This is a genomic window from Acinetobacter psychrotolerans, assembly GCF_048552595.1.
GTDB lineage: Bacteria > Pseudomonadota > Gammaproteobacteria > Pseudomonadales > Moraxellaceae > Acinetobacter.
Genome location: NZ_JBIMDK010000002.1, coordinates 245,507 through 265,863, shown reverse-complemented (window position 1 = coordinate 265,863; position 20,357 = coordinate 245,507). Strand labels below are relative to the sequence as shown.

The 20,357-nt window shown below is 35.3% G+C and carries 20 protein-coding genes; 17 read left to right on the top strand and 3 right to left on the bottom strand.

The features are described 5' to 3' along the window. Positions 1 to 213 precede the first annotated feature (213 nt). On the top strand, positions 214 to 1,569 hold the full coding sequence (locus ACG94X_RS03035; RefSeq protein ID WP_419382250.1) for an amino acid permease: 1,356 nt from the start codon (positions 214 to 216) through the stop codon (positions 1,567 to 1,569). Between the two features lie 27 nt (positions 1,570 to 1,596). On the opposite strand, the gene ACG94X_RS03030 is transcribed toward ACG94X_RS03035, so the two are convergent. Beyond that, entirely contained in the window at positions 1,597 to 4,053 is a 2,457-nt protein-coding gene (locus ACG94X_RS03030) for an acyl-CoA dehydrogenase (protein ID WP_419382317.1), read from the bottom strand. Between the two features lie 614 nt (positions 4,054 to 4,667). On the opposite strand from ACG94X_RS03030, the gene ACG94X_RS03025 reads away from it, so the two are divergent. From ACG94X_RS03025 to ACG94X_RS02960, 14 genes are all read left to right on the top strand, one after another. Then, positions 4,668 to 4,883, top strand: coding sequence for a cold-shock protein (locus ACG94X_RS03025; protein ID WP_419382249.1), 216 nt, complete (start codon positions 4,668 to 4,670; stop codon positions 4,881 to 4,883). Positions 4,884 to 4,993: 110 nt separating this feature from the next. Then, positions 4,994 to 5,221, top strand: a complete 228-nt coding sequence (locus tag ACG94X_RS03020; protein WP_419382316.1) for a hypothetical protein — start codon at positions 4,994 to 4,996, stop codon at positions 5,219 to 5,221. 73 nt (positions 5,222 to 5,294) lie between these two features. Next, complete coding sequence (locus tag ACG94X_RS03015) at positions 5,295 to 5,492, top strand: hypothetical protein (RefSeq protein ID WP_419382248.1); 198 nt, start codon at positions 5,295 to 5,297, stop codon at positions 5,490 to 5,492. A gap of 330 nt (positions 5,493 to 5,822) precedes the next feature. Next, positions 5,823 to 6,668: a methylated-DNA--[protein]-cysteine S-methyltransferase gene (locus ACG94X_RS03010; protein ID WP_419382247.1), complete on the top strand. Its 846-nt coding sequence runs from the start codon at positions 5,823 to 5,825 to the stop codon at positions 6,666 to 6,668. Further along, on the top strand, positions 6,655 to 7,386 hold the full coding sequence (locus ACG94X_RS03005) for a 2OG-Fe(II) oxygenase (protein WP_419382315.1): 732 nt from the start codon (positions 6,655 to 6,657) through the stop codon (positions 7,384 to 7,386). The genes ACG94X_RS03010 and ACG94X_RS03005 overlap by 14 nt, the downstream gene beginning before the upstream one ends. Positions 7,387 to 7,388: 2 nt before the next feature. Beyond that, positions 7,389 to 7,634, top strand: coding sequence for an Ada metal-binding domain-containing protein (locus ACG94X_RS03000; RefSeq protein WP_419382246.1), 246 nt, complete (start codon positions 7,389 to 7,391; stop codon positions 7,632 to 7,634). Continuing rightward, complete coding sequence (locus tag ACG94X_RS02995; protein WP_419382245.1) at positions 7,621 to 8,235, top strand: alpha-ketoglutarate-dependent dioxygenase AlkB family protein; 615 nt, start codon at positions 7,621 to 7,623, stop codon at positions 8,233 to 8,235. The genes ACG94X_RS03000 and ACG94X_RS02995 overlap by 14 nt, the downstream gene beginning before the upstream one ends. Before the next feature lie 634 nt (positions 8,236 to 8,869). Continuing rightward, the gene (locus tag ACG94X_RS02990; RefSeq protein ID WP_419382244.1) at positions 8,870 to 9,874 is read left to right on the top strand and encodes an SDR family NAD(P)-dependent oxidoreductase; all 1,005 of its coding nucleotides are present in this window, start codon (positions 8,870 to 8,872) and stop codon (positions 9,872 to 9,874) included. Between the two features lie 327 nt (positions 9,875 to 10,201). Beyond that, a complete protein-coding gene (fumC, locus tag ACG94X_RS02985; RefSeq protein ID WP_419382243.1) occupies positions 10,202 to 11,596 on the top strand; it encodes a class II fumarate hydratase in 1,395 nt (464 codons plus the stop codon). A gap of 94 nt (positions 11,597 to 11,690) precedes the next feature. After that, complete coding sequence (locus tag ACG94X_RS02980) at positions 11,691 to 12,185, top strand: hypothetical protein (protein ID WP_419382242.1); 495 nt, start codon at positions 11,691 to 11,693, stop codon at positions 12,183 to 12,185. Between the two features lie 891 nt (positions 12,186 to 13,076). Continuing rightward, on the top strand, positions 13,077 to 13,553 hold the full coding sequence (locus ACG94X_RS02975) for a DUF2946 domain-containing protein (RefSeq protein WP_419382241.1): 477 nt from the start codon (positions 13,077 to 13,079) through the stop codon (positions 13,551 to 13,553). A 301-nt stretch (positions 13,554 to 13,854) separates the two neighbouring features. Continuing rightward, positions 13,855 to 15,300: a cytochrome ubiquinol oxidase subunit I gene (locus ACG94X_RS02970; RefSeq protein ID WP_419382240.1), complete on the top strand. Its 1,446-nt coding sequence runs from the start codon at positions 13,855 to 13,857 to the stop codon at positions 15,298 to 15,300. Then, positions 15,300 to 16,304, top strand: a complete 1,005-nt coding sequence (gene cydB, locus ACG94X_RS02965) for a cytochrome d ubiquinol oxidase subunit II (protein WP_419382239.1) — start codon at positions 15,300 to 15,302, stop codon at positions 16,302 to 16,304. Before ACG94X_RS02970 ends, cydB begins: the two co-directional genes overlap by 1 nt. Positions 16,305 to 16,392: 88 nt before the next feature. After that, entirely contained in the window at positions 16,393 to 16,500 is a 108-nt protein-coding gene (locus tag ACG94X_RS02960) for a DUF2474 domain-containing protein (protein ID WP_419382238.1), read from the top strand. 222 nt (positions 16,501 to 16,722) lie between these two features. Here ACG94X_RS02960 and ACG94X_RS02955 read toward each other — a convergent pair whose 3' ends face one another. Next, a complete protein-coding gene (locus ACG94X_RS02955) occupies positions 16,723 to 17,439 on the bottom strand; it encodes a DUF805 domain-containing protein (RefSeq protein WP_419382237.1) in 717 nt (238 codons plus the stop codon). Between the two features lie 326 nt (positions 17,440 to 17,765). On the opposite strand from ACG94X_RS02955, the gene ACG94X_RS02950 reads away from it, so the two are divergent. Then, on the top strand, positions 17,766 to 18,092 hold the full coding sequence (locus tag ACG94X_RS02950; protein ID WP_419382236.1) for a DUF7710 domain-containing protein: 327 nt from the start codon (positions 17,766 to 17,768) through the stop codon (positions 18,090 to 18,092). Between the two features lies 1 nt (position 18,093). Here the strand turns inward: ACG94X_RS02950 and ACG94X_RS02945 are convergent, their stop codons facing one another. Continuing rightward, entirely contained in the window at positions 18,094 to 19,011 is a 918-nt protein-coding gene (locus ACG94X_RS02945; protein ID WP_419382235.1) for a LysR family transcriptional regulator, read from the bottom strand. Between the two features lie 94 nt (positions 19,012 to 19,105). Here ACG94X_RS02945 and ACG94X_RS02940 point away from each other — a divergent pair, with 94 nt between their 5' ends. Beyond that, on the top strand, positions 19,106 to 20,344 hold the full coding sequence (locus ACG94X_RS02940) for an acyl-CoA dehydrogenase family protein (protein WP_419382234.1): 1,239 nt from the start codon (positions 19,106 to 19,108) through the stop codon (positions 20,342 to 20,344). Positions 20,345 to 20,357 lie beyond the last annotated feature (13 nt).

Sequence of the window (20,357 nt, the reverse complement as noted above, 5' to 3'; positions counted from 1 at the left end):
TAGACCTATATATTTTCATTATTTAGTTTTGAGTATATTTCTGAATTTTGACTTATTTAGATTTAAATAATAAGCCACTACAGTAGTAATAACATTACTTCTTATCATCTCATTTAAATCAAGAAATGTGGATCTAAAATAATTTCCATTGATGGGCTAGGTTATAAGACACTTAGCATTTACAATTCATGTTTTATTCAATGAGAGTCTGTTTTGAACAGCGAGACGCCTAAACTTCAGCGCCGTTTAAAGAACCGTCATATTCAATTGATTGCTATGGGCGGTGCAATTGGCACAGGTTTATTCTTAGGCTCAGCACATATTATTCAATCCGCTGGCCCATCCATTATTCTAGGTTATATGATTGGTGGCTTGATTGCATTTCTGATTATGCGCCAACTTGGCGAAATGATAGTGCATGAACCCGTTACAGGTTCATTCAGTTATTTTGCTTTTAAATATTGGGGACGATTTTCAGGCTTTTTGACGGGTTGGAACTACTGGGTTTTATATATTTTAGTGGTAATGACCGAGCTGACTGCCATTGGGAAATATGTCAATTATTGGTGGCCCCATATTCCAGCTTGGATATCTGTATTGGTCTTTTTTGTTGTGGTGACCCTTGCAAATTTAGCCAATGTAAAGCTGTATGCAGAATCTGAATTTTGGCTGTCGATGATTAAGGTCCTTGCGATTATTGCAATGATCATTTTTGGTATTTATTTGTTGGTGACGGCAGGTACTGGCTCAACAGCTTCTATCAGCAACTTGTGGGCACATGGCGGATTTTTCCCGCATGGCTTTGAAGGCCTGTTTTATATGTTGGCCTTTATGATGTTTGCTTTTGGCGGGATTGAGCTGATTAGCATGGCAGCAGCGGAAACAGAAGACCCAGAAAAAAATATTCCTAAAGCGGTGAATCAGACCGTTATTCGAATCTTCCTGTTTTACATCTGCTCATTGGCCATTCTTTTGTCTTTGGTACCTTGGAATCAATTAGATTTAGGCGGTTTAGATAAAAGTCCATTTGTACTTATTTTTAAGCAAATGGGCATTGATTGGGCAGCACATTTACTGAATTTTATTATTTTGACAGCATCTGTATCGGTCTGTAACAGTGGCATGTATGCCAATAGTCGCATGCTACTAGGTTTGGCAGAGCAAGGTAATGCACCGAAAGTTTTTAAGAGAGTTACCAAACAAGGGACTCCGGTTCCTGCCGTTGTATTTTCTGCGTTGCTAATTTTTGGTTGTGTTTTACTTAATTACTTTGTACCTGAAAAAGCATTAAGTTATCTGATTTACATTGTGGTAGCGGCAGCAGTATTGAATTGGATGATGATCAGTTTAATTCATTTAAAATTCAGAAAAGCCATGAAAGAGCAAGGCATTCATACCAAGTTCCCAGCGTTATTTGCCCCATTCACCAATTATTTGGTTTTGGTTTTTATGCTGATTATTCTTTACATTATGTGGAGTCAGGGTTTTATGCTGTCGGTGTTGATGCTGCCTGTATGGATTCTCCTATTGTTTGTTTTATTTAAATTTTTTCAAAAAGCCCTCGATTGAGGGCTTCTAGTAAGAATTGAGTCGCTATTATTGTGAAGGTAAGTGAGCATTTTCTAAAGGTAAAACTTCGTTTAGATGCTCATTGAAAATATCCGTCAGCATACTGTCATAGCGTATTGCATTGTACTCAAGCAAACGGTTGGCTTCGACTTGAGTAATAAAATTGATTTGAATTGCATCATGGATATGCTCTTCAAAAGTTAAACCTTTAAACAAATCCTTTGATTCTGACTTTTTAAATCTATCCCAAAGGTCATTGATTTGAAGCAGGCTTTGGAAAGTAGATTCCATTCGACCAGTTACATCTTGAGGGTCTGTATTGTAATAGACATGTTGCTTTAATAAGTTACGAAAGGCATTGTCTTCCATAATTAAATCACCAGCTCGTTGCATTAATTCGTCACGGGGTTTCACCAGTGGCCGACCAAATGGGAAACAAACAAATTTCACTAAACTGGCAGCCAGAGAATAGGGGAAGTTATCAAATAACCCTATAAAAGCTTCCTGTGTCTGAAATAAAACCTTTTCTAAAGCCAGTTGAGCGTGAATTTGCTCTGCTTGACTACGTTGTCCGTGTTCATAAAACTTGAGGATAGATGTTGCGATAAACATATATGCGTGTATGTCTGCTAATCGACCTGATAACATTTCTTTCCGTTTGATTTCGCCTGCTAATAAGCCTAAACACATATCGGCAGTGAGGGCGAAATCGGTACTGAAACGATTTATGATTTTGTAATAAGGTGCAGTAAAAGCATCTGCACTATTCGGTGCATGATTTGAGCCACCCGTAAAACCATAGGCTAAAGCACGAGCAGTTCGATTAAAGGTGTAACCTAAATGTTGATAAAGGATTGTATTCATTTCTTTGAGTGCAGTCTTTTTATCATCCATTTGAAGTAGTTGAAGTTCTTCAAATAAATAGGGGTGACAGCGCATTGAGCCTTGCCCAAAGATCATCAATGATCGAGTAAGAATATTAGCACCTTCAACCGTAATCGAAATTGGAATGGCTTGATATAACAAAGCTAAGAAGTTACGAGGCCCTTGTTGAATTGCACGTCCTCCGACAACATCCATCCCGTGGTTGACTAACTTACGCATAGTTTCAGTGGCGTAGTATTTTGCCATAGCTGTCATGACCGCAGGTTTGCCACCTTGGTTTAATCCGCATGTGACCAAGTAGCGGAAAGCTTCCAACATATAGGTATCACTGGCGATCTCACTAGTTGCTTCTTGCACGCCTGTGAATTTACCAACAGAAATTGAAAATTGTTGACGAATTTTGGCAAAAGCACCTACAGTTAAATAGGTCATTTCACCTGCCGCTGTAGAGAGCGCAGGAAGAGAAATACCGCGACCTACAGCCAAGCATTCCATTAACATACGCCATCCTTTACCTGCATTCTCAGCACCACCAATAATCCAATCGATAGGAATAAAAACATCTTTTCCTTCAACGGTACCATTCATAAATGGGGAGCCACCAGGGTGATGACGTGGTCCAACAATAATGCCCATATGGGAGGCTGGAATCAATGCACAAGTAATACCATAGTCACTTTTACTAGTATCACCTAGTAAGCCTTCAGGATCATGAAGTTTAAATGCAAGTCCGACTACCGTTGCGATTGGAGCAAGAGTAATCCAACGCTTAGAAAAATTCATGTTCAAACCAAGTACATTTTTTCCTTCGAATTCGCCATAGCAGACAATTCCTGTATCAGGAATTGCGCCCGCATCAGAACCAGCTTCAGGACCCGTTAAACCAAAACAGGGAATTTCAGTACCTTTGGCTAAGCCAGGAAGATAACGGTTTTTTTGTTCATCAGTACCGTAATTAAGTAATAACTCACCAGGTCCTAATGAGTTTGGAACCATACAGCTTACTGCAGCAGTGAGCGAGCGAGATGCAATTTTACTCATAATTCGACTTTGCGCAAAAGCACTAAACTCTCTTCCGCCATAGGCTTTAGGAATAATTAAGCCCAAAAAACCCTTATCTTTAATAAATTGCCACGTTTCTGGGGAAAGATCCTGATTTATATGGATATCCCATTCATTTAACATGCTACAGAGTTGTTCAACTTCATTATCGATAAAGGATTGTTCTTGTTCAGATAGTTCGGGATAAGGATAGGCATCAAACTTAGACCAATCAGGTGCGCCCATAAATAATTCTTTTTCCCACCAACTAGTACCAGCATCTAAAGCTTCACGCTCTGTCGCGCTCATACTGGGCATTGAATTAGCTAATATTTTATAAGCAGGTTGAGTGATGAATAGCATTCTAAGTGGACCAATGAAGAGTATTAGACTGATTAGAACCAATGGAAGTCCTAAAATGAGTGACCATGGTGTAATAAATGCAGTAAATAAAACGGCGATAAAAATAGTGAGTGAGCCAATTTTTCGTGACAAAGAAAAAAAGAAAATTGCCCATAACGTTAAGGATTGAATGAATATAGTGATTAGAAATAATATTAATATAATCAAAATCTTACTCCATATTTATTCTGAATTTAAGTTCAGAATGAGAAGATGAATCATTAGACTTTGAATGCTTTCTATTTATTTTAAACGATACTTTAGTTAGTTATTAATAAATAAAAAACATTCAGTTCTATTGTTTTAGCAATTTAAAGCAGCAGTGTACAAGTGCTAATACTTAGTGTTTTGTCATTAAACAGTTAACGCTTAGATATTATGGCTCTATGGAGCATTTGATAAATGGAATATTTATAAATAGAGAGTGATATGGTTAAATAAATTACTTATCAATATTTTTTAATTAGCAAAGGAATAACTCATTTTTTATTAGGTTTTAAATAAGTTTTTGGTATTGTTTAAATAACTGAATTAACTTTATTTATTATAAAGTATATTAATATCTATATAAGAAAACTTGATTTTTCTGTTTTTTAGTGTATAGTTAACTCAACTAGAAAAAAGTCTTGTTTCGGTAAATCTTTCTTAAGTATCGTCGTTTTAGTCATAATCCTTCGTTTTTCAGATTTTAAGTGCCATTCTTTATTATTTCAAAGTTATAACCAGTCAATAAAGTGGCTAAAATTATTAAAAAATCAATAGGATTTATTATGTCTAACTCTAATGTTGTTAAAGGTACTGTAAAGTGGTTCAACGAAACTAAAGGTTTCGGATTTATCCAACCAGAATCAGGTCCAGATGTTTTTGCTCATTTCAGTGAAATTGCTAGCTCAGGTTTCAAAACGTTACTTGAAGGCCAAATGGTTGAATTCAGTATAGTTCAAGGTCAAAAAGGACCTAATGCTGTCAATATTGTTGCTATCTAAGTAGTAATATACAGTAATAAAAAAGCACTAATAAGTGCTTTTTTATAGTTAAAAATTTAATTTTAAAATTGTTTTCCAAGTTGGAAAATCTTCAAATAATAGGATATAAGTTGTTAAGAATAAATGATTTAGTTGCAAAATCTAAAAATGGTACTGAAATTATAGTATCGTTAATTCCCTTAAATAAATTACAAAATACGCGTCAAGGTTTCAAAGAAATTGAAGTAGGAAAGAGGGTTCTACTTGGGTCTGGGGTTGAAGTTGACTTAAATTTAGATGGTCGCACATTTTATACATCTTTAAATCAGTTGTTTAAGTTAGATCACCGAGTTATTTAGAAAAAGTAAACCATTATTAAATACTTGGGTGAATGTATTTTGTTCACCCCAATACTGTTAAGGATATATATAAATGTTTAAACAAATTATGAATGTTAAAGATCAATTTGGTATTAAACAATCTATTCAAGCTACAGTGGATCAGCATTTTGCTAACACTCAATCTTATTCTAATGTAAAACATATCACTGTTGATGGTGAAAATATTAGACCTAGTTTTGAAATGTTTTTCCAAAGTACATTAAGTGGTAAAATTTTTAAAATTGTATAAATTAATCTAAATTAGATACATTAATAGATTGTTATATTTTTATATTTATATTTTGAAAGTTAATTAATAGAGTATTAATGGTATATTTTTGTATTATATAAAATATATCATTCATTTTTTGTTGCCATATTCAATCTTACATAGATCCAATTTAAACTTAATTTTTTGTCAAGAAACAAAAAAGCCCTCGATTGAGGGCTTTTTTCGCATAAGCACCATTATGTTAAATAAAACTAAATAGCATCACTAATTTATAGCAAGAATCGGATTTTTCTTAACAACTTTATTTGTTAATGTTGTTTTTTAGCTAAAATATTTCGGAGAGTGACAATGTCTGAAGATACGAACTATATTCGGATTGCTAAAGCAATTGAATATATTCACCAGAACTTCAAAGAACAACCAAGCTTATCTGAAATTGCAGAACATATTCATCTCAGCCAAGCTCATTTTCAAAGAATTTTTACTGAATGGGCTGGTATTAGTCCTAAAAAGTTCTTGCAATACATTAGCTTGGAACACGCCAAATCAATTTTAAAGAACCATAAAGAAAATAGTGTGTTAAATGCTACGCTCGAGACTGGGTTTTCAAGCTCTAGCCGTTTGCATGATCTATTTATACGAATAGAAGGAATGACTCCTGCTGAATATAAAAATGGTGGGGAGTCTTTGCAAATTAATTATAGTTTTTCAGAAACAATTTTTGGCTCTATTGTGATTGCTTCAACGGCAAAAGGCATTTGCTATATGGCTTTCACAGAGAATTATGAGGATGCTTTTTCACAGCTTAAAACACAATTTTCAAATGCAAAATTTGTTCAGCGACAAGATGAATTACAACAGAAAGCTATCAGTATTTTGCAGTCAGATCATCAAGATCTCTCCGAAATTAAATTGCATCTAAAGGGCACCGAATTTCAACTTAAAGTTTGGGAAAGCCTACTTAAAATTCCTATGGGTGAATTGACGACCTATGGTGCAATTGCTAAAGACATTGGCAATCACAAAGCTTCGCGAGCCGTAGGAACTGCAATAGGAAATAACCCTGTTGCATTTCTCATCCCATGTCATCGGGTGATTCAATCTTCTGGCTCTTTTGGTGGCTACATGTGGGGCACAACGCGAAAAACAGCCATCATTGGTTGGGAGGGAGCGAAAACTCATACATCCCACTGAATTGGAAGAATATTTTAAAGATAGATTAGCTCAACTCGATTGGAATGCTATTACTGAAGCGATGCATCAATATGGTTTCATGGTACTCGAAAAGTTTTTAACAGAGGAACAATGTGATCTTGCAAAAAACAATTATGACCACCCTACGCTATATCGTAAGACTGTGAATATGCAACGCTATCGATTTGGATTAGGGGAATATAAATACTTTACTTATCCTCTGCCACACTTGATTCAGCAATTGCGTACACAGATGTATTCTTATCTTATGCCTATTGCGAATGCATGGTTTAAAGTCCTAAATTTGGATATGATTTTTCCTGCAACGCATCAAGAATTACTGCAACAATGTCACCAAAATGGACAACAAAAAGCAACTCCACTAATTCTTAAGTACCATAAAGATGGTTTTAACACGCTACATCAAGATCTTTACGGTGACGTGTATTTTCCGCTTCAACTAGTTATATTTTTGAATCAAGTAAATGTGGATTATCAAGGTGGAGAGTTTGTTTTAACTCAGCAAATTCCGCGTGCACAATCCAAAGCTACGGTACTACAACCGCAAAAGGGTGATGTACTGATTTTTACTACACAGTTCAAACCTGAAAAAGGTACTCGTGGTTATTATCGCGTCAATATGAAACATGGGGTCAGCCCATTACATCAAGGTGAACGCTATACATTGGGGATTATTTTTCATGATGCTGTGAGTTAAATATGATACGTCATGAAATGATTACTGATCAGGAGCTTTATGTCTTGCTTCGACAGGGAAAAATCTTGTTTGGAGGAAATCAGCAGTTAAAAATTTACGGTACGTTGCATTGTCGCTCAGGCAAACGCATGAAATGTAAAAATCGTGTCTTTTTTAAAGATGAAGGTGAAGCACTTGCCCTAGGCTATCGCCCTTGCGGGCATTGTATGAGACAAGCGTATATGAGTTGGAAAAATGGATCTATTTGAGCTAGAAGAAATCAATCGAAATTTATTACCCTATGACGGTACAGTTTTATATTTCAGGGAAATTTTCCCATCACAGCAAGCAAATGCATATTTCGATGAATTATTACGTTCAATTGTTTGGAAACACGATGAGGCGATAATCTACGGAAAGCGCATCATAACCAAACGGAAAGTTGCTTGGTACGGAGATCATCAATTTTTATATACCTATTCAAAAACGACAAAACATGCTTTGGCTTGGAATCCTGTATTGCACGAATTGAAGGACATTGTAGAACGCAGTACAGGTGAAACGTTTAATTCCTGCTTACTGAACCTTTATCACGATGGAAATGAAGGAATGGCATGGCATAGTGATGGAGAAATAGATTTAAGAAAAAATGGTTCGATCGCATCGTTGAGCTTTGGGGCTGAAAGAAAGTTTGCTTTTAAACATAAAGCGACTAAAGAAAAAATCGAGTTATTTCTAGCGCATGGAAGCTTATTGATGATGAAGGATACGACGCAGACCCACTGGTTACATCGTTTACCACCGAGTAAGCGTATTACAACAACTCGTATTAATTTAACTTTTCGACAAATTGAAAACTTTGATATTTAAAGTTATCTAAAATTAAGATAATACACCTTATGCGAAATACTTGATATTTCATCATAAGCATCAATATTTTATGTGAAACTATGATGGGGTTCAGCGCACTATCATGGTTTATTTGTGACTATTCACATTTCATACCTTTTATTTAAACAATATTCAATGATCTTATGTAATTGATTATTTGTGATTCCTTATTTTGCCTCTAATATGCCAGAACTAAAAAAATGTATCTGATATTAAACCAAATTTAAACATAATTATTGAACTAATTTATTGGAATGTAATGATTTTGAGTTAAACTCTTAATTTAGAGCTAAAGCTCTAAATTTGTCCTGTAAAGATAGTCAATAGGATATAAATGCATTTCTTAAATAAGGTTGAGCGATCAATTCAATGAAAATATTCTGAATAAAGTGAGTTCTTATTTTCGTCATAAACAATATACGATTAATAGCCATAACTACAACACATGTAAAATTATCAACTTGTAAAATAATAATGCTAGAAAGCTCTTACGGATTAGATAACTTAATAGAAATTTTGAGTCACTTTTAATGTTTGTAGATAAGTTATTAAAAACACCAAAATAACATCAATAGTCTGTAAGCTTTTGATTATTATAGGGAGTATCTATACAATGATTTTAGTCACTGGTGGTTTGGGCTTTATTGGTTCGCATACGGTTTTAAGCTTGCTAGCTCAAGGGCAAGAGGTCGTCATTGTGGATAATCTAGCCAATGCAAGCCTTCAATCTTTAGAACGACTTGAATATATTGCAAGTATGTATATCCCGTTTGTCAAAATTGATATCCGTAATACTCCCGCATTGAACAAAGTTTTTGAACAATATTCTATCGACGCCGTGGTACATTGTGCCGGTTTTAAATCGCTAGAAGAATCTAAGCTTAAGCCGCTTGAATATTATAATGATAATGTCAGTTGTATCATGAGCTTATTGCGCTCGATGCAACGGACTGGTGTGCGAAGTTTATTACACATTTCCAGTATGGCTGTATATGGTCAGTCTAGTTTAGTGTTAAATGAAGGCCTTGCTTTTAACTACAGATATCCAAACCCTTATATTAAATCTCAGCAAATGATTGAAGAAATCATTGGTGATACTTATAAGACCGATAGTGAATGGCGAATTACTATTTTACGTGTTGCTAATGTGATTGGAGCATTTGAACATGGGGTTTTGGGTGAGTTTGTCACGCCGATGCCAAAAAATATTGTACCTTTGGCTTTTCAAGTTGCAGCACAACAACGTGATGTGATCGAGCTTCAACAACATGCAGATACGGCTGATGGTACGGTAGAGCGTAGTTTTGTGCATGTATTAGATGTGTGCGATGCGATTCACAAGACTTTATTTTGGTTACAAAATCAGAGTAATGTTTGCGAAGCGTTTGATATAGCAGGTGACGTGGCTTCTATCCAAAAACTACTCGATGTTATTGCAGAGGTTACACAAATTGAGATCAAAACAATAGAAGCAACTTTTGAAACTGAAGAACTTGCTCAGATTGGTTCAGCAAGTCATAAAGCATTTGAAATATTGCATTGGAAGCACCAACGAACTTTAAAACAAATGATTGAGGACGAATGGCGTTTTTATCAAAATATCTTAAATAATCGCTAATATTTTCAGTTGATAATTCGCTTGTTGTCCATAGTTGAAGAATTTATTTATTGAAAATGAAGGATTCCAATAAAGATTAGAGTTATTTTTGATAATGATTATTGTTTACATTTTATTGTGCTTTGATTAGCATGCTTAAATCATTATTCATTTCTATATAGTAATGAATATATAAATGAAACGATCAACGTAAATTTTAATCTATCGTTTTTAATTTAAAACTTTGACATTTAAGTTTTAAATCGAATATAGATAAGTCAGTCAGAGCAAATTTTGCTTAGCACGCCAACATCATTCAATGAATTGAACAAGGGTAAAGAGGTTGATATGCAAACACGTATTGAACATGACACAATGGGTGATGTTGAAGTACCAAGTGAAGCGATGTGGGGTGCACAAACTCAGCGCAGTGTTGAAAATTTTAAAATTGGTACAGAGCATATGCCTCGTCCGATGATTCGTGCAATGGGTTTAGTTAAAAAAGCCGCCGCAATGACCAATGCTGAACTTCAGCAAATTCCTCAAGAATTGAGTCAATATATTGTAGATGCCGCCGATGAGGTGATTTTAGGTCAATGGGACTCACAATTTCCTTTGGTGGTTTGGCAAACGGGTTCTGGTACGCAAAGTAATATGAACTGCAATGAAGTCATTGCAAATATTGCGAATCTAAAACTAGGTAACGCATTAGGTTCACAAAAACCAGTTCATCCAAATGACCATGTTAATCGCGCGCAATCGACCAATGATTCATTTCCAACGGCGATACACGTGGCATCTGCTTTACATATCAATGAATTACTCATTCCTGCAGTCACTCGTTTAAGAGATACATTACAGCGTAAATCTGAAGATTTTAATGAGATTGTCAAAATTGGGCGTACTCATTTACAAGATGCAACACCTTTAACATTAGGGCAAGAATTCAGTGGTTATGTGTCGCAGCTTGATCATGGTTTAAAACGCTTACAACAAGCTTTGGTTTGGTTGTATGAATTGCCACTGGGTGGTACTGCTGTGGGTACAGGATTAAATGCACATCCTGATTATGCTGAAAATGCTGCAGAAAAATTAGCACAATTAACTGGATTGCCATTTATTAGTAATCCCAATAAATTTGAAGCACTTGCAGGTCGTGATGCAGCTGTTTTCGCTTCGGGTGCTTTAAAAACATTAGCGGCAAGCTTAAATAAAATTGCCAATGATATTCGTTGGTTGGCAAGTGGACCTCGTTGTGGACTTGGTGAATTACACATTCCAGAAAATGAGCCGGGTTCGAGTATTATGCCTGGTAAAGTCAATCCGACGCAGTGTGAAGCCATGACAATGGTGGTTGCGCAAGTCATGGGAAATGACACTACGATTAGTTTTGCAGGGGCATCTGGCAACTTCGAGTTAAATGTTTATATGCCTGTTATTGCTTATAATCTTGTCCAGTCGATTCAATTGTTAGGCGATGCGTGCAATAGTTTTGATGAGCATTGCGCCGTGGGCATTGAGCCAAATCGTGAAAAAATTGATTATTTCTTACATAATTCATTGATGCTAGTGACAGCATTGAATCCCGTCATTGGTTATGAGAATGCAGCTAAAGTTGCTAAAACAGCTTACAAGCAAGGGAAAACCCTTAAAGAAGTTGCTGTTGAATTGAATCTCGTAACACCTGAGCAATTTGACGAAGTGGTACAACCTGAAAAAATGGTGCATCCAAACGCCAAATAATCACCTTGATGCTTGAGAAATCATCAGCAATAGTTTGTATCTCTATCTGAAGTGCGTACAATACTTGCTAGAGTTTTATTGTTGATGATTAATTATGCTATCCATTTATTTAACAGATGTTCAGGAAAATGTGCAATTTAAGGATTATCCTGGTGAGCATCCCGTTAAATTTATTTTGAGTTTTAAAAAAATATTTCCAAGTGTGATGGAGCTTCTGCTGCCAGTGCTTCCAGAAGATGAAGATTTGGAAAAAATGACTTGGGAATCGACGACACAAGATTTTGAAACATTTAAGAAATTATTGACGGGTTGGGGCGTGATTGAATTACGTCTTCAAGCGATGAGCAAATATAAAAATAAGAGTTATGCAGATCAATTGGTAAAGCAAGCACAAACAAAGCGTAAAGAGTTTGCAAAACAACAGAAACTTCTAAAGACTGTTGAGCTGGATTATTTATTTGCTCACGAAATACATGCGTTACTTGATGCTGAATTGATTGAATTAGGTGAAAAATTCTATTTGCCAACTTTACGTGATATTTGGAAGAATACAGTTTCTGTTAAAGTGCTCAATGCACGTTTTGATTGATCAAGTGTTTTGATTTGAATTTAGGAAATTTAAAAGGACAGTTTTAGCTGTCCTTTTTTATGTGATATTTTTAATGTAGATCATTGAAAGTAATAATGATTAAGAAATAGTTGATTGTGATTCTATACAGTCTGTCCTAATGAATAAATAATATAGGTCAGTATAAGTGTCGAAAAAATAAGATTTAAAATGTAAAGCGCTTTCATTGTATTCCCAGTTTTGACTCATTTTTTTTAAAATAGTAGATCTAATGTTGAAATATATTCAAATTTATGATCAATGAACCAAGTATATGAATAAATTATGACAGTATGGTTTAAATGCATGAAATATTATCTATTACGGAAAAAATGATCTCTTTATTTTCATTTAAATGGGAATGCGAGCATCATATTTAGTTTATTTGAATAAATTCATGTTCATATTTTTAACATAAAATATCAGACTTGCTTTTTTAGCTATTCTTTATAATTTTTTGATTGGTCTAAAATTTCCCCGAGGCTGTATCCAGTAATTCTATTGATTTATGCAAGATTGTTTAGATTACTTAATGAATTATTTTAATTTGAACCATTAAATATACGCGCGATAAAATCTAAGAATAGCTTAGACCGATTATTGAGAATATTATTAATCAAAAAACCATCATTTGAATTTAAAGCTTTACATACAAATACATATAAGATGTTTTTTCAAGTTTATTGCTTATTAAATAGGTGAAAAGTATTGCAAAATATGCACTAAAGAAACTTTGAAAATGCAAAAATATAGACTATAGTAGGGTAACGAAAGTTGAGTATTACGCTTGGTTTTCAAGCCATTGGTGATTCGCCAATTGAACAAGCCAATACTTCAATTATTTAGCCTTTCTCTCAATATGAGCAATCAATTGTGTTAAGACGAAGTGGTTTGTTGCTTGCCTTTGCAACAGTATGTTTACAGTTGGCTGTTTTTCTACAGCCGTTATTACCAGAACAATATCAAATTGCTCCGGTCTGTGAACTTATCACTCTGTCTTTATTCGCTTCATCTCGTATTCAGTCTATCGATCAAAATAATAACCATACTGAACATTTGAATAGTGATAAGTCAGCTAAGGCACGAGCAATTCACTTAGATCAACATGCAGATTTAAGCGTATTGGATGTACAAAACAATTATTACCATCAGCATGATGCAAATCATCAGTGCCCATACTGTACTTTTTATGGTCATTTGACTATGCCGCCAGAACTTGGCGTGAAAGAGATTTTATTTCGTATCCAAGTTCGTTTATTAGCATTTTCTAATAATTTTCAGCATGTCTATTTTCAACTTCAACGCTTATATCTTATTCCTCAAGGGCGAGCCCCACCAAGCTTTATATAAGTTTTAATTTTCACTCGTGAATAAATTTTAAATATTTACGAATAAATAAAATTTTATATAGAGATATACAAATGTATCTATTTTTAAACGTTTTTATTCAGAGCGTTGGGTTCATTCGCCCTAAAATTATGTTGAAAAAAACATCAATAAATATATTGCATACGTTTGATTGCGATCAAGTCTATGCTTTAGATCAAATTCGATCAGTAACGATTGAGCAGTTAGGAGTATTGCAAAATCGCTTATTTGGTCAACTTAACTATATGTTCGCTCGTGGATTGAATGTGGATAAGGTGGTGCTATGAGTTTAGGTTTTACTGCACTTGAATTGGCACGGATTCAGTTTGCATTTACTGTTTCCTTTCATATTATTTTTCCCGCAATTTCTATTGGTTTAGCTAGCTTTTTAGCCGTTTTAGAATGGCGTTGGTTAAAGACCAAAGATCCGGTATATCAAGACTTATTCAAGTTTTGGGTCAAAATTTTCGCTATTGCATTTGGTATGGGCGTCGTTTCTGGTGTCGTGATGAGCTATCAATTTGGAACGAATTGGAGTGAATTTTCACGTATCGCAGGTTCAGTGACAGGCCCATTATTGGCGTACGAAGTTCTCAGCGCATTTTTCTTAGAAGCAGGGTTTCTTGGGATTATGTTATTTGGTTGGGGCCGTGTTGGGCCTCGTGCACACTTTTTTGCAACGACAATGGTGGCGGTCGGAACGTGTATTTCTATGTTCTGGATTCTTTCTTCGAATAGTTGGATGCAGACACCACAAGGTTTTAGCATTGAAAATGGCATTATTGTTCCGCAAGACTGGTTTGCGATCGTGTTTAACCCATCATTCCCATATCGTTTAGCTCATATGGCTGCGGCTGCATTTTTAGTATCTGCTTTATTGGTTGCTGCAACGGCTGCATGGCATTTGCTTAAAGGTCGCCGTGATGCATTGGTAAAAACATCATTTTCCATGGCAATGTGGATGATTTTAATTCTTGCGCCTTTACAAGTCTTTATTGGTGATCATCACGGATTAAATACTCTAAAGCATCAACCTGCCAAACTCGCAGCAATTGAAGGGCATTGGGAAACCAATAAAGGTGAGGGTATGCCTTTATATTTATTCGGTATTCCAGATATGGATGCGGAAGAAACCAAGTATGCGGTGGGTATTCCAAATCTAGGAAGCCTGATCATGACCCATAGTATGAATGGTGAAGTCAAAGGCTTAAAAGAGTTTGCACCTGAAGATCGTCCTAACTCTACTGTTGTATTTTGGAGTTTCCGTATCATGGTTGGTATGGGAATGCTAATGATCTTATTGGCATTTATGGCTTTATTCCTTCGTAAAGGCGGTAAGCTTTATGAGAATAAATTGCTCCATCGTTTTGCCTTCGTTATGGGACCATCTGGTTTTATTGCTTTGCTCGCAGGTTGGTTCACTACAGAAGTAGGACGTCAGCCGTGGGTAGTTTATGGTGTCATGCGCACTAAAGATGCGTTATCCCCAGTTTCGGCAGAACAAGTTGGAATTACTTTAATCATATTTGTGGTGGTTTATTGCGTTGTATTCGGGATCGGCATTTATTACATGCTTAAACTTATGCATAAAGGCCCACAATTTATTTATGCGACTCCTGAAGGTGCGGTTCATAGTGAAGAAGCGGTTATTCTGGCATCTAAGCGTCCCCTGAGTAGTGTTGAAGAAAGTGTAGATTCAGAAATGGATAATGAACAGGAGCGCAAATAATGATTGATTTATCTTTGATTTGGATTGTTATTATTGCAATCGGTGTGTTTATTTACATTGTTTTAGATGGATTTGACTTAGGTATTGGAATTCTCTTTCCATTCTTTCAAGATCAACAAGAACGTGATGTGATGATGAATACCGTTGCTCCTGTTTGGGACGGTAATGAAACGTGGATGGTTTTAGGCGGAGCAGGGCTATTTGCTGCTTTTCCTATGGTTTATGCCACCGTTTTATCAGCATTATATATGCCGATCATTCTGATGGTCATTGCGCTTGTTTTCCGTGGTGTGGCATTTGAGTTCCGTTTTAAAGCCAATCGTACTAAACACTTATGGGATAAAGCTTTTATTGGCGGTTCAATCGCAGCAAGCTTTTTGCAAGGTATGATTTTAGGTGCTTATATTCAAGGTATTAAGGTTGAAAATCATATGTATGTAGGTGGTGGATTAGATTGGTTAACACCTTTCACTATCTTTACAGGCATCGGTGTTGTTGTTCTTTACGCAGCACTTGGATGTGGTTGGCTTATTTTAAAAACTGAACTTGATTTGCAAAACCGTATGTATGAGTTGATGCCTAAATTAACGATTGCTTTGTTTATTATTTTTGGCGCCGTGAGTATTTATACACCTTTGGCGCATCCTGAAATTGCAGCACGTTGGTTCAGCCAACCACAACTTATGTATTTCAGTCCAGTACCTATTTTAGTGGTGATATTTACATTCCTTGTCTTACGTGCATGTAAAAAACGTGCTGAACTAAGTCCTTTTATATATACATTAGCTTTGGTCTTTCTCGCTTACACGGGCTTTATGATTAGCCTGTGGCCGTATGTCATTCCGCCATCAATCACCATTTGGGAGGCTGCTGCACCTGAAAGTAGTCAGTTATTTGCTTTGATTGGTGCTTTGATTCTTATTCCGATCATTCTGATCTATACAGGGCTGTCTTATTGGGTTTTCCGTGACAAAGTTCGTATTGGAGAGGAAGGTTATCATTAAGTTTGACTGATAATTTTGTAGTTTTTGCTTAAGTTGTAAAATAGCCTAAGCAAATTTAAATAACCAATAAAATCGGAAAGTATTGCAGATGAAGTTATCTCAAAATCAATGGTTTATCGTACTATGGTTAGGTGGGTTTATAACACTCGCAATTATTGCTGGATTTTTTAGAATGTTGATTCAATGGGCTTATTAACATTCTAGAGACGTATAAAAAGGAGGAATTAAATTCCTCCTTTTTATTTTTTAATATTTTCTATTCTAATGGAGAAGAGTCTAAATTTTGCGCCGTTAATATCTTTGTTGAGTAGATGCCATTGATCAATCATGGTGAGAATTGAAAATATATGATTTAAAGAAAAAGTCGCTATACATGGATAACGGCTTTTAGAATAAGAGAATTGATATTATCAATCATTCATCTGCTTACATGATCTACAGTATCAGTCGTTTGTCTAGTCGCTTCTTCTGTAGTAATCGCATCTTCAGAGCTAATTTCGGTATTGTTCATATTTTCTTCATCAGTAGTTGATTCACTATCTGCAATCATTGCAGAATTCGACTGTAGAATAGATTCTGTAAATTTTTCGGGATTCATCATCCAAAATGACAAAATGACGGCATAAAGAACAACAAAGATCCCAAGGAAACATGCATAAGCAAGCCCTAAATATTTTTCAGATATTTCTGTAGGGCGGAATGCGCCGTAAGTATTCGTTTCTTTGCTTCCACGTGCCACAAATATATAAATACTAAAGAATAATGAGACAATAGGAACAAAGATCAGAAGCCATAACCAACCGCTCTTATTCAGATCATGTAACCGTCTGATCATAATACAGACCATCGAAACCATTAATGCAATATAAGTGATGATTCCAAGAATAATTGCGATGATGACCAAGGGATGGCTGAGCACTTCGGCACCATTGGATTTTGCTAAAAAAGCACCACCAAACCCAATCAAAACGATAACAAAAAATGCAAAAGTAAATATTAAACCAATAACAGCATTCCACGCTAAATATGAAAGGCGAGTGAAGCGACCTTTAGGTGACAAAGGGTTATCTTGATCTAATTGTGGATAGTGTTGATTCGACTGTATGATTGGCGAAGGGGTGTCAAATGGATTCATGATATGCCTTTTTAAGTTTGTTTTTATTGAAAGTGTTAAATTTATAGCCGCTATTTTAGTCAAAAAACAACCAAAAATACAAGAATTTGATTTAAAAAGTATAGTTTCATGAAATAGCCTAAGCAATTTTATCAATAAATCACCAAAAATTTCTGATAGTATTTGAAAGGCATCGGCTTTTAACATGAAATTGAACAATAAATATTAATAATATGTGACATATTTAGAACATAATTTTTGTGAGGAATCATCAATCATTATGTTAAGTTTATACCAATAAAAATTAAATTTTATCAATACCATGCTTTATACCGAGGGGTAGTATAATGACTCATTCTTCTGTGTTTTTATTTAGAGCGGAAAACGCCGTATTTACCTCGGCTGTTTTTTCTAGTTTTAAATTGGCGCAAAAATGGGTCTATAACAACTCATTAACAGGTGTTGTTATTGAATATCCTTTAAATATTTCCACTTATGATTGGTCAATAAAAAAAGGATATTTTACAATAAAAACAGCAATTGATAGATCACCTATTTTTATTGGAAATTTTGTGTCGGCATATCAAATTCAATGGCATTTTAAAGATGGCAAATTCACCGATCAATTTTCACGTAAAATATTAAAAAGTCACTCAAAACATTCATCAAAATAGCCTAAGCAAAAATTTTATTAATTTCATCTCTTAAAAATTGATGTCTTGAATTATCTTGCAAATCTTTATGCCAATACATCCCCATATTCAATTGAGGTAGATTAATAGGATGTTCATAAATTTTAATATTTTCGGAAAGATTTAAATGAGACAATATTGTTTTTGGAATCGTCAACATCGCCGTGGAATGTTGCTGTAAAACTTGCAAAGCTGTTGAATAATGCTGGCATCGTAGAAAAATTTGCCGAGCAAATTGTTTTTTATTTAAATAAATATCTTCTAATAAAATGCCAGTGCGCCGTGAAGATACGCCTATATGCAGGGCTGATAAATAGTTTTCCGAATTTAGTATTTTTTGTTGTGTACACACCACAAAATGATCTTTAACCAATGGATTAAAATTGATTTTCTCACCATGATTTTGTTCTAAATCAATCACAAAATCAATTTGTTGTGAAGCTAAATCAGACACTACATTTTTACGATCCAATTTACTACTTAAAAATTGGATATTCATATTTAACTTTTGGAAATGATGGATTAATTGGGGGAAAATGATCGGTTCGATTTCGTCATGCACCGCTATTTTTAATGTCTGAATCAAATTTGGTGTAAAGCTTTGCTTTTGTTTGGCAATATTTTGAATAGCGAATAAGGCATTTTTTATCGGTTGGTAGATCTGTTCTGAAAATGGTGTAGGCAACATTTTATTGTCTGCACGGACAAATAAATCATCTTGAAGATGTAGCCTCAAGCGTTGTAGGGCATGGCTCGCGGCAGATTGAGTAATACACAAAATTTGCGCTGCTTTAGAGATACTTTTTTGTTCATAAACCGCAATAAAAAGCGGATATAAATTGATATCGATACGGTGGAAAGTCGCAATGTCTAGGTTTGTTTTATTATGAACAGTATTCATAGTGAAGTATCGAATTAAATCATTGGGTTCATAGTAGTTTTCAAGTTAATGTGTTGTAAAGCAAGAAATACACATTATTTTAAGGAATTTTGCTATGTATGAGTTATCTGCACGTGCACAAGATTTTATAGAACGGACTAAAGCATTTATAACCAATGAAATAGAACCTGTAGAAACAGATTTTTGGAATGAAGTACATCATCTCAATCAGGGCAGTGATTGGACAAAGTGGCAATGGCCACTACAACTTGAAGCATTAAAAAATAAAGCCAAAAAAGCAGGGCTTTGGAATATGTTCTTACCTGATCTTGAATTAGGCGTAGGTTTATCTGTACAAGAATACGCTCATATCGCCGAACTTTCAGGTCGTAGTTTAATTGCACCAACAGTTTTTAATTGTAATGCACCAGATAGTGGCAATATGGAAGTATTGTGGCGTTATGGTTCTGAAGAACAAAAAGAACAATGGCTCACACCACTTTTAGCAGGAAATATTCGTTCAGTTTTTTGTATGACTGAACCTGCTGTTGCATCTAGCGATGCAACCAATATGCAAGCAACCGCGATGATCGACGGTGATGAAATAGTTTTAAATGGTCGAAAATGGTGGTCGTCAGGTTTAGGCGATCCAAATGCTAAAATTATTATTTTCATGGCACATACACCAGATTCGTCTAAAGATCGTCATCATCAACATTCAATGGTTCTTGTACCTATAGATACGCAAGGCGTAAAAATTGAACGCATGTTACCAGTGTTTGGTGATTATGATGCGCCGCATGGTCACGGCGAGGTAAGCTTTGATAATGTACGTGTTCCTGTTACAAACTTTATTGGTGGTGCAGGGCAAGGTTTTGAAATTGCACAAGGTCGTTTAGGTCCAGGTCGTATTCACCATTGCATGCGTTGTATAGGTGCAGCAGAAAAATCATTAGAATTGATGATTGACCGAGGCATGAGTCGTACTGCTTTTGGTAAAGAAATTCTAAAATTAGGCGGTAACTTAGAACGTGTTGCAGAAGCACGTGTTGCAATTGACCAAGCACGTTTGTTAACGTTATTTGCTGCTTATAAAATGGATAAATTTGGCAATATGGCAGCTTTAACCGAGATTTCTGCAATTAAAGTGGTTGCACCATCTGTACTGGAAAAAGTTGTAGATATGGCTATGCAAATTCACGGTGGTGCAGGCTTATCAAGAGATACACCGCTTACAGGTTTCTTCGCACAAGCGCGCGCTTTACGTTTAGCCGATGGCCCTGATGAAGTTCATAAAGGCATGATTGCAAAATTAGAACTGAAAAAACGTGGTTATGATTCACGTAAAAAGTAATTTAAATAGGCTT